Source organism: Pseudomonas sp. UW4 (genome assembly GCF_000316175.1).
Taxonomy (GTDB): Bacteria; Pseudomonadota; Gammaproteobacteria; order Pseudomonadales; family Pseudomonadaceae; genus Aquipseudomonas; species Aquipseudomonas laurylsulfatiphila.
Genome location: NC_019670.1, coordinates 4,692,349 through 4,707,976, shown reverse-complemented (window position 1 = coordinate 4,707,976; position 15,628 = coordinate 4,692,349). Strand labels below are relative to the sequence as shown.

General features: G+C 60.9%; 15 protein-coding genes. 14 read left to right on the top strand and 1 reads right to left on the bottom strand.

The window, feature by feature from the left end; all coding sequences use genetic code 11:
* Positions 1-120 precede the first annotated feature (120 nt).
* The 11 genes from PPUTUW4_RS20785 to pyrF all read left to right on the top strand — a co-directional run bounded on the left by PPUTUW4_RS20785 (position 121) and on the right by pyrF (position 9,746).
* On the top strand, positions 121-1,146 hold the full coding sequence (locus PPUTUW4_RS20785; protein WP_015096434.1) for an NAD(P)H-dependent glycerol-3-phosphate dehydrogenase: 1,026 nt from the start codon (positions 121-123) through the stop codon (positions 1,144-1,146).
* 31 nt (positions 1,147-1,177) lie between these two features.
* The gene (locus PPUTUW4_RS20780; protein ID WP_007974561.1) at positions 1,178-1,525 is read left to right on the top strand and encodes a DUF4389 domain-containing protein; all 348 of its coding nucleotides are present in this window, start codon (positions 1,178-1,180) and stop codon (positions 1,523-1,525) included.
* A complete protein-coding gene (sixA, locus tag PPUTUW4_RS20775; protein ID WP_015096433.1) occupies positions 1,522-1,977 on the top strand; it encodes a phosphohistidine phosphatase SixA in 456 nt (151 codons plus the stop codon). The genes PPUTUW4_RS20780 and sixA overlap by 4 nt, the downstream gene beginning before the upstream one ends.
* Before the next feature lie 200 nt (positions 1,978-2,177).
* Complete coding sequence (locus PPUTUW4_RS20770; protein WP_015096432.1) at positions 2,178-3,845, top strand: AMP-binding protein; 1,668 nt, start codon at positions 2,178-2,180, stop codon at positions 3,843-3,845.
* 32 nt (positions 3,846-3,877) lie between these two features.
* On the top strand, positions 3,878-4,321 hold the full coding sequence (locus PPUTUW4_RS20765) for a hotdog fold thioesterase (protein ID WP_015096431.1): 444 nt from the start codon (positions 3,878-3,880) through the stop codon (positions 4,319-4,321).
* A 126-nt stretch (positions 4,322-4,447) separates the two neighbouring features.
* Positions 4,448-5,254 (top strand): alpha/beta hydrolase, encoded by an 807-nt coding sequence (locus PPUTUW4_RS20760; RefSeq protein WP_015096430.1) that lies wholly within the window; start codon positions 4,448-4,450, stop codon positions 5,252-5,254.
* Positions 5,251-6,105: an alpha/beta hydrolase gene (locus tag PPUTUW4_RS20755; RefSeq protein ID WP_015096429.1), complete on the top strand. Its 855-nt coding sequence runs from the start codon at positions 5,251-5,253 to the stop codon at positions 6,103-6,105. The genes PPUTUW4_RS20760 and PPUTUW4_RS20755 overlap by 4 nt, the downstream gene beginning before the upstream one ends.
* Before the next feature lie 50 nt (positions 6,106-6,155).
* Positions 6,156-6,815, top strand: a complete 660-nt coding sequence (locus PPUTUW4_RS20750; protein WP_015096428.1) for a glutathione S-transferase N-terminal domain-containing protein — start codon at positions 6,156-6,158, stop codon at positions 6,813-6,815.
* Positions 6,816-6,823: 8 nt separating this feature from the next.
* The gene (locus PPUTUW4_RS20745; protein WP_015096427.1) at positions 6,824-7,630 is read left to right on the top strand and encodes a DUF4892 domain-containing protein; all 807 of its coding nucleotides are present in this window, start codon (positions 6,824-6,826) and stop codon (positions 7,628-7,630) included.
* A 69-nt stretch (positions 7,631-7,699) separates the two neighbouring features.
* Positions 7,700-8,755, top strand: a complete 1,056-nt coding sequence (locus PPUTUW4_RS20740; protein WP_015096426.1) for an AI-2E family transporter — start codon at positions 7,700-7,702, stop codon at positions 8,753-8,755.
* Between the two features lie 292 nt (positions 8,756-9,047).
* A complete protein-coding gene (gene pyrF / locus PPUTUW4_RS20735) occupies positions 9,048-9,746 on the top strand; it encodes an orotidine-5'-phosphate decarboxylase (RefSeq protein ID WP_007974578.1) in 699 nt (232 codons plus the stop codon).
* Between the two features lie 126 nt (positions 9,747-9,872).
* Here the strand turns inward: pyrF and PPUTUW4_RS20730 are convergent, their stop codons facing one another.
* Entirely contained in the window at positions 9,873-10,877 is a 1,005-nt protein-coding gene (locus tag PPUTUW4_RS20730; protein ID WP_007974579.1) for an NADP-dependent oxidoreductase, read from the bottom strand.
* 236 nt (positions 10,878-11,113) lie between these two features.
* On the opposite strand from PPUTUW4_RS20730, the gene PPUTUW4_RS20725 reads away from it, so the two are divergent.
* The 3 genes from PPUTUW4_RS20725 to PPUTUW4_RS20715 all read left to right on the top strand — a co-directional run bounded on the left by PPUTUW4_RS20725 (position 11,114) and on the right by PPUTUW4_RS20715 (position 15,591).
* Positions 11,114-11,875 (top strand): SDR family oxidoreductase, encoded by a 762-nt coding sequence (locus PPUTUW4_RS20725; RefSeq protein ID WP_015096425.1) that lies wholly within the window; start codon positions 11,114-11,116, stop codon positions 11,873-11,875.
* A 257-nt stretch (positions 11,876-12,132) separates the two neighbouring features.
* Positions 12,133-13,518, top strand: a complete 1,386-nt coding sequence (locus PPUTUW4_RS20720) for a PLP-dependent aminotransferase family protein (protein ID WP_015096424.1) — start codon at positions 12,133-12,135, stop codon at positions 13,516-13,518.
* Positions 13,519-13,626: 108 nt separating this feature from the next.
* The gene (locus PPUTUW4_RS20715; protein WP_015096423.1) at positions 13,627-15,591 is read left to right on the top strand and encodes a methyl-accepting chemotaxis protein; all 1,965 of its coding nucleotides are present in this window, start codon (positions 13,627-13,629) and stop codon (positions 15,589-15,591) included.
* Positions 15,592-15,628 lie beyond the last annotated feature (37 nt).

Below are 15,628 nucleotides of genomic sequence, written 5' to 3'. Positions count from 1 at the left end.
TTTCCTCGGTTTTATTGGTCTTCTTCCTACGGGTGCAGGTATTTGATGTCGGGGCTGGCCGCCGATGGGCTGCCCCGTATAATGCCGACATCGCCACTGGTATGGATTAACGGATTGCATATGACTGAACAGCGCCCGATTGCGGTCCTGGGAGGCGGAAGTTTTGGAACCGCCGTGGCTAATCTGCTGGCCGAGAACGGGCATCAGGTCCTTCAGTGGATGCGTGACCCCGAACAGGCCGAGGCCATTCGGGTCAATCGCGAAAACCCGCGTTACCTCAAAGGCATCAAGATTCTGCCCGGTGTTACCCCGGTCACCGACTTGCAAGCCACCCTGGATGCCTGCGACCTGTGTTTCGTCGCATTGCCCTCCAGCGCGCTGCGCTCGGTGCTGGTGCCGCACGCCGAACGCTTGCGCGGCAAAATGCTGGTGAGCCTGACCAAAGGCATCGAAGCCCACACGTTCAAGTTGATGAGCGAGATCCTTGAAGAGATCGCCCCGCAGGCACGCATCGGCGTTCTGTCCGGCCCCAACCTGGCCCGCGAAATCGCCGAACATGCGCTGACGGCCACGGTGGTTGCCAGTGAAGACGAAGAACTGTGCCAGCAGGTTCAGGCCGCGCTGCACGGCCGCACCTTTCGTGTTTATGCCAGCGCCGACCGTTTCGGCGTGGAACTGGGCGGTGCGTTGAAAAACGTCTACGCGATCATCGCCGGCATGGCGGTGGCGCTGGGCATGGGGGAAAACACCAAGAGCATGCTGATCACCCGGGCACTGGCGGAAATGACCCGCTTCGCGGTGAATCAGGGCGCCAACCCGATGACCTTCCTGGGCCTGGCCGGCGTGGGCGACTTGATCGTGACCTGTTCTTCGCCAAAGAGCCGCAACTATCAGGTCGGCTTTGCCCTCGGTCAGGGCCTGAGCCTGGACGAGGCCGTCACGCGCCTGGGTGAAGTCGCCGAAGGGGTCAACACCCTTAAAGTACTCAAGGCCAAGTCCCAGGAGGTTGGCGTGTACATGCCGCTGGTCGCCGGGTTGCACGCGATCCTGTTCGAAGGCCGCACGCTGGAGCAGGTCATCGGTCTGTTAATGCGTGGCGAGCCGAAAACCGACGTCGACTTTATTTCCACCAGTGGTTTCAATTAATCACGCTTGCCAGAAAAGCAGGGAGTTGCGCATGAACGATCCAAAAGTAGAAGCCAAGTATGAATCCATCCTGTTGCGCGTGTTGTGGATGATCGTCTTCGTGCTGGTGTGGCAAGTCGCGCAGTTCATCCTCGGCGCCGTCGTGCTGGTGCAGTTGATCTATCGTTTGTTCTATGGCGCCCCAAGCGCCAGCCTGATGAACTTTGGCGACAGCCTGAGCCAGTTTCTGGCGCAGATCGGTCGTTTCGGCAGCTTTCACAGCGACCAGAAGCCTTGGCCGTTCGCCGACTGGCCGACGCCGCGTACGCCGGAAGGTGAGGCGCCGCATGTCGTGGCACCGGCACCGCATCCGGCCCGAGATGAGGAACCCAAGCTATGAAACTCTGGGTATTGCGTCATGGTGAAGCTGTACCGCACGGCTCCCGGCCCCACGATTCGGAGCGGGAGTTGACGGACCACGGTCGTGAAGAGGTGCTGCGCAGCGCCGCGCTATTGATCGGGCAACCGCTGACGGCGATATACGCAAGTCCGTACCTGCGAGCGCAGCAAACGGCACAACTGGTGCGCGAAACACTGGGGTTCGAGCCGGAAATCCGCACTGTCGAGTGGCTGACACCGGACACCGAGCCGGACAAGGTCGCCGAGCAAATGGTGGCGGTGAGCGATGTCCTGTTGGTCAGTCACAATCCGCTGGTGGGGAATTTGTTGAGCTATCTGCAACATGGCGCGGGACATCCACCGGATCGGGTTAGCACCGCGGGCCTGGCCGAACTCGAGAGCAATGAGTTGGTGGTCGGGTCGATGAGGCTCAACAGCATCAAGCATCCTTAGCTCCGCTTTTCTGTGGGAGCGTGGCTTGCCCGCGAAGGCATCGACTCGGTTATGCCTGATAAACCGCGGAGCCTGCATCGCGGGCAAGCCACGCTCCCACAGGTACGTCATAACCCGAAAAGTTTTGTATGAAATAGTCAACCAAGCACTTGCTTGGTTGACTACGCTTGCTCCAGACCAAAAACAAAGGAGCGAGTCGCATGTCTGCTGCTTTTCGTTTGCCGCTGGACGTTTTCTACGAGCGTGAGGCCCGTCATCCCCGCCAGCGCTTTCTGGTCCAGCCTGTCGGCGGCGGCCAGGTCGAGACCCTGACCTGGGCCGATGTCGGTCATCAGGCACGCTGTGCCGCCCACTGGCTGCGAGCACGGGAACTGCCACAGGGCAGCCATATCGCCCTGATCTCGAAGAATTGTGCGCACTGGATCATTGCCGACCTGGCGATCTGGATGGCCGGGCACGTTTCGGTGCCGTTGTATCCCAACCTCACCGCCGAGTCGGTTGCCCAGGTGCTCGAACACTCGGAGGCGGCCCTGGCGTTCATCGGCAAGCTCGACGACTGGCCAGGCATGTCCCGTGGCGTCAGCCCCGACCTGCCGACCATCAGCCTGCCCCTGCATCCGCCAGGTACGTTCGACTTCAGTTGGGCTGACCTGCAAGGCAGCTCGCCGATCCAGGACGATCCGAAACCTGCCGCCGATCAACTGGCGACCATCATTTACACCTCCGGCACCACGGGCATGCCAAAAGGCGTGATGCACAGCTTCGGCACTCTGGGGTTCGCCACCACACGCGGCACTGCGTTGTTTGGCCTCAACGAGTCGGACCGGTTGTTGTCCTACCTGCCGCTGTGCCACGTTGCCGAACGGATGTTCGTCGAACTTGCGTCGATTTATACTGGCCAAACGGTATTTTTCGCCGAGAGTCTCGATACCTTCCTCACCGACCTGCAGCGTGCACGCCCGACCGCACTGTTTGGCGTGCCGCGTATCTGGACCAAATTCCAGATGGGCGTGTACAGCAAGATCCCGGCAAAACGTCTCGACTTCCTGCTTGGCCTGCCGATCATCGGCAAACGGGTCGGGCATAAAGTCCTCGTCGGGTTGGGTCTGGATGCGTTGCGCATTGCGTTGTCCGGCGCGGCTCCGGTGCCGCAGACCTTGTTGCAGTGGTACCGCAAACTGGGACTGGACGTGCTGGAGGTCTACGGCATGACCGAGAGTTGCGGTTACTCCCACATCGGCATGCCGGGCCAGAACAAACCGGGCTGGATCGGCAAGCCGTGCCCGGAAGTTGAAGTGCGGATCGCCGAGACGGGGGAGGTCATGGTGCGCAGTGGCGCGACCATGCTCGGCTATTTCAAGGAACCGGAAAAAACCGCTGACACCATTACCGAGGATGGCTTCCTGCGCACCGGCGACAAGGGCGAGCAAGACGCCGAAGGCAATCTGCGCCTGACCGGGCGCCTGAAGGAAATCTTCAAGACCAGCAAAGGCAAATACGTGGCGCCGGCACCGATTGAAAACCGCCTGGCCGTGCATTCGCGTATCGAACAGGTGTGCGTGGTGGGCGATGGCTTGAGTGCGCCGTTGGGGTTGTGCGTGTTGTCGGCGGTCGGCCAACAGGATGCCGGCGGGGCCGCACGCGCCGGTCTGCATTCGAGCCTGGAAAAGCTGCTGGAAGAAGTCAACGGCGCGCTCGACAAGCATGAACAGCTGCGGCGCCTGGTGGTGGTCAAGGACAGTTGGGCCGTGGAAAACGGCTTTCTCACCCCGACGCTGAAGATCAAGCGCAATGTGATCGAAGCGGCGTACGGTGAGCGTTTTGAAGAATGGAGCGAGCGCAGCGAAGCGGTGCTGTGGCAGGATTGATCCACCAACAAAACCAACAAGGAACCCCTGCGATGAGTCTGTGGCGCACCACTCCCAACATCGAGCAGTTGAACGCGATCCAGAAAAATACCATCGGCGAATTGCTGGACATCCGTTTCGAAGCTTTTGACGATGAGTCCCTGACCGCCAGCATGGTCGTCGATCACCGCACCCATCAGCCTTACGGCTTGCTGCATGGCGGTGCGTCGGTGGTGCTGGCCGAATCGGTCGGCTCGATGGCCAGCTACCTGTGCATCGATGCCAGCAAGTTCTATTGCGTGGGCCTGGAAATCAACGCCAACCATTTGCGCGGCCTGCGCAGCGGGCGGGTGACGGCGGTGGCCAAGCCGATCCACATCGGCCGCACGACCCATGTCTGGGACATTCGGCTGACCAGCGATGAGGGCAAGGCCAGCTGTGTGTCGCGGTTGACCATGGCGGTGGTGCCGCTGGGTGAGAATCCGCCGTTACGTTGACGGTTTGAAATCAAAAGATCGCAACCTGCGGCAGCTCCTGCCACCATTCCTGGTAGTTATGGTCATTGCTGTAGGACACGGTCTTACGGACAATCAACGCCTGTTCTCGCTTATGGATTTGCAGGTATGTCGCAACAGATCTTTTTCGCCCACGCCAATGGTTTTCCTTCGGGGACCTACGGCAAGTTGTTTGCGGCGCTGGCACCGGAGTTTCAGGTGACGCATCTGGAGCAGCACGCCCACGACCCGCGTTATCCGGCGGACGACAACTGGTACAACCTGGTGGATGAGCTGATCCATCACCTGCAACAACAGGCCGAGCCCGTGTGGGGCGTCGGTCACTCCTTCGGCGGGGTGTTGCACCTGCATGCGGCCTTGCGCTGCCCTGAGCTGTATCGCGGGGTGGTGATGCTCGACTCGCCAGTGCTGACCCGAGCCGATCAATGGGTCATACGTGCGGCCAAACGCTTCGGTTTCATCGACCGTCTGACGCCGGCCGGCCGTACCCTGGGTCGCCGTGAAGAGTTCACCGACCTGGAAAGCGCCCGGAAATACTTTGCCGGTAAAACCCTGTTTCGCGGTTTCGACCCCGAATGCTTCGATGCCTACCTGCAACATGGCTTGCACCAGGTCGGCGACAAGCTGCGCCTGCGGTTCGACCCGGCCACGGAAATCAGCATCTATCGCGGCGTGCCGCACACCAGCCCGGGCAGCACCCGCAAGTTGCAAGTGCCACTGGCGGTGGTTCGCGGGCACAACAGCCGCGTGGTGATGCGCCATCACGCCAGTTCGGTCGACCGCCTGCCGTTGGGTGAGTCGTTGACCATGCCCGGCGGCCACATGTTTCCGCTCGAGCGTCCCCTTGATACCGCGCAAATGCTCAAAGGCCTGTTCCATCGCTGGGACGGCCGTCGACAACAGGATTGCGCATGAGCCACGCCGTCGAAGAAGTTCGCCTGAGCCTGCCGCACATCGAGCTGGCGGCACACCTGTTCGGTCCTGAAGACGGTTTGCCGGTCATTGCCCTGCATGGCTGGCTGGACAACGCCAACAGCTTTGCCCGTCTGGCCCCCAAGCTCAAAGGCCTGCGCATCATCGCGCTGGACATGGCCGGTCACGGTCATTCCGGGCATCGCCCGCCGGGAGCCGGTTACGCCATGTGGGACTATGCCCACGATGTGCTGCAAGTCGCCGAACAGCTTGGACTGAAGAAGTTTGCGCTGATGGGGCATTCGATGGGCGCCATCGCTTCGCTGATCATCGCCGGATCGATGCCGGATCGGGTCACCCACCTGGCGTTGATCGACGGCATCATTCCTCCTACAGACAAAGGTGAAAACGCTGCCGAGCGCATGGGCATGGCCCTGCAGGCGCAACTGGATCTGCGGGAGAAACGCAAACCGGTCTACGACACCCTCGACCGCGCCATCGAAGCTCGCATGAAGGGCCTGGTGGCGGTCAGCCGCGAGGCCGCGGAACTGCTGGCGCAGCGTGGTCTGATGCCGGTATCGGGCGGTTATACCTGGCGCACCGACAATCGCCTCACGCTGCCATCGCCACTGCGCCTGACCACCGAGCAGGCCATGGCCTTCGTCCAGCGGGTCAAATGTCCTGCAACGCTGGTGGTCGCTGCCGACGGCATGCTCGCCAAACACCCCGAGTTGCTGGAGCGTCTACCCTTTAGCCGGGAACAACTGCCAGGCGGCCACCATTTGCACCTGAATGACGAGTCCGGTGCCGACCTTGTCGCAGACTGTTTCAATCGGTTTTTCGCCATTCCTTGACTTGCGCCGGGCAACTGTCGAGGCTTGGCGGGTTGAAAAGGGAGACAACCATGATAGATCTCTACACCGCTGCGACCCCGAATGGCCACAAGGTCTCTATCGTGCTCGAGGAACTCGGCCTGCCCTACAGGGTGCATGCCTTGAGTTTCGACAAGAAGGAGCAGAAGTCCGCGGACTTCCTCAAGATCAACCCCAATGGCCGGATTCCGGCGATTGTCGACCGCGCCAACGGCGATTTCGCTGTGTTCGAGTCCGGCGCCATCCTGATCTACCTCGCAGAACAGACTGGCAAACTGATGCCGAGCGACCCGAAGGGGCGTTCGCTGGTGTTGCAGTGGCTGATGTTCCAGATGGGGGGCATCGGCCCGATGCAGGGCCAGGCCAACGTATTTTTCCGCTACTTTCCGGAAAAACTCCAGGGCGCCATCGACCGCTATCAGCATGAAACCCGTCGCCTCTACGAAGTGCTCGACACGCGTTTGCAAAGCGTGGAGTTCCTCGCCGGCGAGTACAGCATTGCCGACATCGCTACCTTTCCCTGGGTGCGCGGTTACGAGTGGTCGGGCGTCTCGGTGGAGGGCTTGACAGCGTTGCAACGCTGGATGGCAACCCTGGAGGCCCGACCGGCGGTACAGTGTGGTCTGCAGGTACCGCAACGCGCCGATGAAGCCAGTGTCATCAAGGGCGCCCAGGCCATGCTGATCCGATGAGTCTATCCATGCGTTCATTCAGTTTGCTGGTGCTGTGCAGTTTCAGTCCCTTGTTGTTCGCCGCCGATGTTCCGGGCAGTCAGGACCTGCCGATAGTGCCGCGCATGGTCGACGCCCAGATTGTCGACTATCGCCCCGCCGTCGAACTGGAGCGGATCTACCCCTTGGGCTCGATCCGCAAGATCAGTGGCCAGTTACGTTTCGACGGTCAGGTCAGTGCCCGTGGCAACGTCACTTCGGTGACCTACGAGTTGCCACCGGAGCATTCATCCATCGAGGCGTTCACCGCTGCCCGCGAGGCTTTGCAAAAACAGGACGCCGGGTTGCTCTTTTGGTGCCAGGCGCGCGATTGCGGCGAAAGCAGCCTCTGGGCCAATGAAGTCTTCGGCAACGCCAAGCTGTACGGCGCCGATGATCAACAAGCCTATTTGCTGCTGCGACTTGCCGCGCCACGGGACAACACGCTCGTCGCGCTGTACAGCATCACCCGCGGCAATCGCAAAGCCTACCTGCATGTCGAGCAGTTCGACGCTACGGCACCGCTGGGTGAGTTGTTGCCGACCTCCGCGACTTTGCTGCGTGAACTCAAGAGCACCGGCGAACTGGATTTTTCCACGTTGAGTGGCGCACCTGACGAGACCTGGCTGCGCCTGATTTCCCGCGGACTGAATCTGGACACCACCTTGCGGGTCAGTATTTCCGGAGCGAACGCCGAAGCCTGGCGTCAGGCCCTGATTGCCCAGGGCGTGCGTGCCGCGCGGATGGAAGCCGGCAGTGCCGAGGGCTCTGGCCTGCACATCGAGCTATTGCGGTAGGCTGTACCGGGCGAGCGTGCACACTGCGTTCGTCTACTCTTTTGCTGACTGATATTTTCGGGATTTTCGATGATCAATAACGATCGCCTGTTGGTGCAGATCCTGCTCGTGGTGCTGTTCGGCGCGAGCTTCTGGGTGATGGCACCGTTCTGGTCGGCGATGTTCTGGGCCGCAGTCCTGGCATTTGCCAGTTGGCCGCTGATGCGCTTGCTGACCCGTTGGCTCAATGGCCGCGAGTCTCTGGCGGCGGCATTGCTGACACTGGGCTGGATGTTGCTGGTCGCGGCACCGCTGGTGTGGCTGGGTTTCAACCTTGCCGATCATGTGCGTGATGCCACCGCATTCATCAAGGATGCGCAGGTCGAGGGGTTACCCGAAGCACCGGTCTGGCTGGGTTCGATTCCCTTGGTGGGCGAGCGGTTGGTCGGGATCTGGAACAGCATCGATGAGCAGGGCGCGGCGATGATGGTGGCGCTCAAGCCTTATCTGGGGCAGGTGGGTAACTGGTTGCTGGCGCGCAGCGCGCAGATCGGCGGCGGTATTCTCGAACTGACCCTGAGCATGGTCTTCGTGTTCTTTTTCTATCGTGACGGACCGCGCCTGGCGGCGTTTGTGCACACATTGCTGGAACGGCTGATCGGTGAACGGGCCGGCTACTACATTGAACTGGTGGCAGGCACGGTGCAGCGGGTGGTGAACGGTGTAATTGGCACAGCGGCGGCCCAAGCGATCCTGGCGCTGATCGGGTTCCTGATTGCTGGCGTACCGGGTGCGCTGGTACTCGGCATTGTCACCTTCATGCTCAGCCTGATCCCGATGGGGCCGCCGCTGGTGTGGATTCCGGCGACCGCGTGGCTGGCCTGGAAAGGCGAGTACGGGATGGCCATATTCCTCGGCATCTGGGGCACATTCGTCATCAGCGGTGTCGACAACGTGCTCAAGCCGTACCTGATCAGCCGTGGCGGTAACCTGCCGCTGGTCATTGTGCTGCTTGGGGTGTTTGGCGGGTTGATTGCCTTTGGCTTTATCGGCCTGTTCATCGGCCCGACATTGCTGGCGGTGGCCTATAGCCTGTTGATCGACTGGAGCAAGACTCAGGCACGGGCTGAGGATCGCCTGCCCTGAAGGTCCAGGATCCGTAGCCCACTGAGCCGCTGAGGGGCAGTGGGCTTTTTGTTGCGGTACAGGGCCTCATCGCGAGCAGGCTCGCTCCCACAAAGGGTAGGTGTGGCTTACAAATACGTGGTAGACGGATAACTGCAGTCACGGGGGTTCTTCCAGTGTCAACTGCCCGCCCTATGGCCTCGGGGGCTAGTCTTGCCTGAGCCATTTCGACGATTTACCGATCATCGGGTCCCGCAGCGGCGCTGGTTCCGCTACAATGCGCGCCGATTTCGACTTGCCTGAGAGCCCACTCATGTCCGCCTGCCAGACTCCTATCATCGTCGCCCTGGATTTCCCTACCCGTGACGCCGCACTGAAGCTGGCCGATCAGTTGGACCCGAAGCTGTGCCGGGTCAAAGTCGGTAAAGAACTCTTCACCAGCTGCGCTTCGGAAATCGTCGGCACCCTGCGCGACAAGGGTTTCGAAGTGTTCCTGGACCTCAAGTTCCACGACATCCCGAACACCACCGCGATGGCCGTCAAGGCCGCTGCGGAAATGGGCGTGTGGATGGTCAACGTGCATTGCTCCGGCGGCCTGCGCATGATGGCCGCGTGCCGTGAAGTGCTGGACCAGCGCAGTGGTCCCAAACCACTGCTGATCGGCGTGACCGTGTTGACCAGCATGGAGCGTGAAGATCTGGCAGGTATCGGTCTGGACATCGAGCCGCAAGAGCAGGTTCTGCGTCTGGCCGCCCTGGCGGAAAAAGCCGGGATGGACGGCCTGGTGTGCTCGGCCCTGGAAGCCCAGGCGCTGAAATCGGCACATCCGTCGCTGCAACTGGTGACCCCGGGGATTCGTCCGGCGGGCAGTGCCCAGGACGATCAGCGTCGCATCCTGACGCCACGTCAGGCACTGGATGCCGGTTCCGACTATCTGGTGATCGGCCGTCCGATCAGCCAGGCGGCTGATCCGGCGAAGGCGTTGGCTTCGGTCGTGGCTGAACTGGCTTAACCCGACACCGAAAATCAAAATGTGGGAGCGGGCTTGCTCGCGAATGCGGTGGATCAGTCAATAAATATGTCGGCTGACACTCCCTCTTCGCGAGCAAGCCCGCTCCCACATTGGTTTGTGGTTGCCTTAGATCTTCAGCACCAACTTCCCGAAGTTCTCGCCGTTGAACAATTTCATCAGCGTCTCCGGGAACGTCTCCAGTCCTTCGACGATGTCTTCCTTGCTCTTGAGTTGCCCCTTGGCCATCCAGCCGGCCATTTCCTGGGCGGCGCTGGCGTATTGGGCGGCGTAGTCCATCACCACAAAACCTTCCATGCGCGCGCGGTTGACCAGCAGCGACAGGTAATTGGCCGGCCCCTTGACCGCTTCCTTGTTGTTGTACTGGCTGATGGCACCGCAGATCACCACCCGCGCCTTCATGTTCAGGCGGCTCAACACCGCGTCGAGAATGTCGCCCCCCACATTGTCGAAATACACGTCGACACCTTTCGGGCACTCGCGCTTGAGGCCGGCGAGGACGTCTTCGCTCTTGTAGTCGATAGCACCGTCGAAACCCAGTTCATCGATCAGGAACTTGCACTTGTCCGCGCCGCCGGCGATGCCAACCACCCGGCAGCCTTTGATCTTGGCGATCTGCCCGGCAATGCTGCCCACGGCGCCGGCCGCCCCCGACAGCACCACGGTGTCACCGGCCTTCGGCGCGCCAACGTCGAGCAGGGCGAAGTAGGCCGTCATCCCGGTCATGCCCAGTGCTGACAAGTAACGTGGCAGCGGTGCCAGTTTCGGATCGACCTTGTAGAAACCTCGCGGCTCGCCGAGGAAAAAATCCTGCACCCCGAGGGCGCCGTTAACGTAGTCCCCGACTGCGAAGCCCGGATTGTTCGACGCGATGACTTTGCCCACGCCCAAGGCGCGCATGACTTCGCCGAGTCCGACCGGCGGGATGTAGGACTTGCCCTCGTTCATCCAGCCGCGCATGGCCGGATCCAGGGACAGGTATTGGTTTTCGACCAGGATCTGGCCCGCTGCCGGCTCACCGACCGGTACTTCCTGGTAGGTGAATGTCTCGCGGGTCGCCGCGCCAACCGGACGTTTGGCGAGCAGGAATTGGCGATTGGTCTGGGAGGTCATGACAGGCACTCAAGATGAATGAAGCTTTGTTGATAGCCGGTCAGCGCCGATGCCGCAAGTTCGGCTGATGCGGCGAATGCAGGTTGATCCAGTGCAGTGATAGTTGGTACGGCAGTTCCATCACTGCAACTCATGGGCGCCCAACCGGAGTCCTGATAGTGCTGCCGCGTTCAGCACCTCCATGGCTAGACTGGCCCTGCGCGATTCCCCGCTTAATTCTCTTCGAGGACATAACAATGAGCATGACGTTTTCCGGCCAGGTGGTTGTGGTGACAGGCGGGGCTGCCGGTATTGGCCGCGCGACCGCCCAGGCATTTGCCGCCGAGGGGCTTAAGGTCGTAGTGGCCGATATGGACACGGCGGGCGGCGAGGGCACGGTGGCGCTGATTCGTACGGCCGGTGGCGAGGCGACCTTCGTGCGCTGCAACGTTACCCTGGAAAGCGATGTTAAAAATCTGATGGAGGAGGTGATCAATACTTACGGTCGCCTTGACTATGCCTTCAACAATGCCGGCATCGAAATCGAGAAAGGCAAGCTGGCCGACGGTTCGCTCGACGAGTTCGACGCAATCATGGGCGTCAACGTCAAAGGCGTCTGGCTGTGCATGAAGTACCAGTTGCCGCTGCTGCTGGCGCAAGGGGGCGGCGCGATCGTCAATACGGCTTCGGTGGCGGGCCTGGGGGCAGCGCCGAAAATGAGCATCTACGCAGCCTCCAAGCATGCGGTGATCGGCCTGACCAAGTCAGCGGCCATTGAGTACGCCAAGAAAAAGATCCGGGTCAACGCCGTATGCCCGGCGGTGATCGACACCGACATGTTCCGTCGCGCTTATGAAGCCGACCCGAAAAAAGCCGAGTTCGCCAACGCCATGCATCCGGTCGGTCGCATCGGCAAGGTCGAAGAAATCGCCAGCGCGGTGCTGTATCTGTGCAGCGATGGCGCGGCGTTCACCACAGGGCACTCATTGGCCGTGGACGGTGGCGTGACAGCGTTCTGAAGCAATGCATCGCTACCAAGGAAAAGTTGCAACCTGTGGGAGCGAGCCTGCTCGCGAAGAGGGCGTATCAGTCGAAATTAATATCGGCTGACACAGCGCTTTCGCGAGCAGGCTCGCTCCCACAGTTTTTTGGTTCCGGGCCGGGCAATGTGTTTCAAATAAATAGATCGAATGGTTTTGGCGGCGTTGTCGCACATGCCTTCGAACTCTCCTGTGATTAACTGCTTCCCGCAAAATCAACAGGAGTTTGCTTGCTCATGGAGTTGAGAATCGACCGACAGGCGCTGGTGCCCGTCGTACAGCAAATTGTTGACGCGCTGACTTGCTGGCTCCATTCCAGCGGGGTATCGCCCGGTACACGCCTGCCTTCGGTGCGACAGATCGCGCGGATCAATTTGCTCAGTCAATCAAGCGTCACTCAGGCCTGTGAACGCCTGGTGACGCAGGGGATGCTGGTGGCAGGTCATGGGGCCGGCTATACGGTTGCCGACCCGGCATTGGTCGCGAACGCAAGGCACGAGCCCGCGTGGTTTGAGGGGGGCGAACATGAGTATGGGCCGTGGTCGGGTGAGTTGAGGCTGGGCTGTGGCGGGCTGCCTGAAAGCTGGCGCGAGACCGACGATCTGATCTACGCGATCCGGCAAGTCAGTCGTACCGATACGGCCAGTCTGTTCAACTACAGCACCCCGCTGGGTTTGCCAGCCTTGCGGCAACAGATACTCAAGCGCCTCAGGCAACTGGACATCCAGGTACAGGACAACCGGATCATGACCACGGCGGGTGCCAGTCAGGGGCTCGACCTGATTGTGCGGGCACTGTTCAAGGCCGGTGATTGTGTGGTCGTGGAGAGTCCCGGTTATCCGGTGCTGTTCGATCTGCTCAGGCTGCAAGGCATCCACATGGTCGAGGTGCCGCGAACACCGCGCGGGCCGGACGTGGACGTACTTGAGTCGGTGCTGGCCAAGCACCGACCCCAAGGGCTGTTCATCAATAGCTTCTTTCACAACCCGACCGGCAGCAACCTTTCGCCCGGGGTGGCGCGTCGTGTGCTGCAACTGGCCAGGGCCTTTGGCGTGCAGGTGATCGAGGACGACGTTTATGCGGATTTGCGCAGCGGTTGCGGTACGCGACTGGCTGCGCTGGACGACAGCGTGGTCTACGTTGGCAGCTATTCCAAGACCCTCAGCAGTTCCTTGCGGGTCGGTTTCGTGGTGGCCGATTGCACAGTCATTACGCGTCTGGCCGAGGTCAAGATGATCTCTGGCATGGGCGCCTCGCGATTTTGCGAGTCCGTGCTGGCGTGCCTGTTGGCTAACGGTGCCTACGGCAAACTGGTGCAACGTCAGCGCCAACGCTTGAACAACGACCGGCTGGCAGTGTTGCAAATGCTCGAGGATGCCGAATGGGAAGTCTTCGGCAAGCCGGCGGGAGGCCTGTTTATCTGGGCGCGGTCACGAATGTCCGACTACGATCAGGTGCTGGCCCGGGCACGGCGTCTGGGTGTGGTGTTGTCATCGAAGACCGCCTTCAACGCCTCGGGTGGGGCCAGTGACTGGCAGCGTATCAATGTGGCTTATGCCTGCGACCCGCGTGCCCGTGCGTTCTTTCAGGTCACTGCTCGGGATCGACCTCAAGCGTTCTGAAAGCGACGTTGGCGTAGCTTTTTGCCATTATTCCGGCGCCAGAGCCTTGTGTTGCCACTGGCCCGTTGCGAATCTGCGTCTACAGACTTTGGCAGGGGACTAAGTGCAATGAATTCGGCCGTGCAAGGACGTTTTGCCAACCTCGGTATGGCGAAAAAACTGGGTGTCGGGTTTGTCCTGGTGCTGTTATTGACTGCGCTGGTGGCGGGCATTGGCGTGTGGTCCCTGCAAACCATCAGCCAGCGCTTCGACGGACTCAAGCAAATGTCATCGCTCAACAGCGGTTTGCTCAAGGTCCGGTTGCTGGAGCAGGAATACGCCTTGCACGGCAATCCGAAAACCGTCGATGCCCTGCACGAGGGCGTCGATGGCTTGATCGCACTGGCCGGCCAGCTCAAGGCCGCGTCGGCGGCCAATGTGCCGGTGATGAATGATGTCGAACAGTCACTGAGCGCTTATCGCAAGGCCTTCGACGAGTTTGTCTCGCTCACCCAGGCCAAGGACCTGGCGCTGGAAATGGCCAGTTGGTCGGTGTCCAGCGTGGCCAATAATCTTGATGTATTGCAATCCGGGCTTGCCGATGACGGCGCTTATACGCTGAAAGATTCCGAAGGCAAGGACGGCGCGCAATTCATCGAGCAGGCCGGTCAGGTCAGCCAGGTTTCGCGCTTGATGCTGCAAGCCATGAATGAAGCGCGCGTGCGCCTGGATCAAAGCCGCAAAGGCGACGACAGCGCCGGGCAGGGCAAGATCGAACAGGCCAGCCAGGCATTGGCCCAGGCCGAGCAGCTCAAGACCACGGTCAAGGACGAGGGTTACCAGACCGTCCTCAATGAGGTGACGGGTCATATCGCCGGTTTCAGTGACAAGCTCGCCGAGTACACCGGCCTGCTGGAACAGGAAAAAACCGTTTATCAACAACTGCACCAACGCGCAGCCCAAGTGGTTGAGCGGGTGGATCAGGCTTATGTCGCTGAAGATCAGGCGATGCAGGCCGAACTGAAAAAGAACTCGATGCTGATCCTTGGCTCTTCCGCTCTGGCGTTGCTGGTCGGGCTCGTTGCTGCGTGGTTCATCACCCGGTTGATCGTGGCCCCGCTGCGCAGGGTGATTCATGTGGCGCAGCAGATTGCCTCAGGGGATTTGAGTGCGACCATTGACGTGACCCGGCGTGACGAAATTGGCCAGTTGATGCAGGCCATGCAACAAATGGGCGCCGGGCTCAGCCATATCGTCAGCGGCTTGCAGTCGGGTATCGAACAGCTGGCCACTTCCGCCCAATCGCTGTCGGCAGTGACGGAACAGACCAATCTCGAAGTCAGCACGCAGAAAGAGGAAACCGAACAGGTCGCCACCGCGATGAATCAGATGACGGCCACGGTGCATGATGTCGCGCGCAACGCAGAGGAAGCAGCCCTGGCGGCGCAAACGGCTGACGGCAAGGTTGAAACTGGTCAGCAGGTGGTGCGCCAGAGCATGGCGCGGATCGAGCAGTTGGCGGACTCGGCCAACTCGGCCAGCTCGAGCATTGAAAGCCTGAGTGCGGAAATCCAGAACATCGGCACGGTCTTGAGTGTGATCAAAAGCGTGGCAGAGCAGACCAACCTGCTGGCATTGAACGCGGCGATCGAGGCGGCCCGGGCGGGTGAGCAGGGCAGGGGCTTTGCGGTGGTGGCCGATGAAGTGCGTGCACTGGCCAGGCGAACCCAGCAATCGACCGAGGAAATCGAGCGCCTGGTCAGCGCTTTGCGCTCGGCGGCGCAGTCGTCGGTGCAGCAGATCCAGAGCAGCGGCGAGTTGGTGAAGCTGGCGGTCAGCGATGCCTTGCAGACCGAGAGCGCACTGGGAAGTATTGCGGCGGCGGTATCGTTGATTCAGCAGATGAACCAGCAGATTGCCGCGGCGGCCGAGGAACAGAGCTCGGTGGCCGAAGAGATCAACCGCAGTGTCACCAGCATTCGTGCCAGTGCCGATCAATCATCGCTGGCGATGCAGGGCAATGCCGCCTCCAGTATCGAGTTGGCGCAACTGGGGGTTGAGCTGAAGGGGATGGTGGGGCATTTCAGGCTGTAGGAGCGAGCTTGCTCGCGATGGCCGCAAAGACAACGCG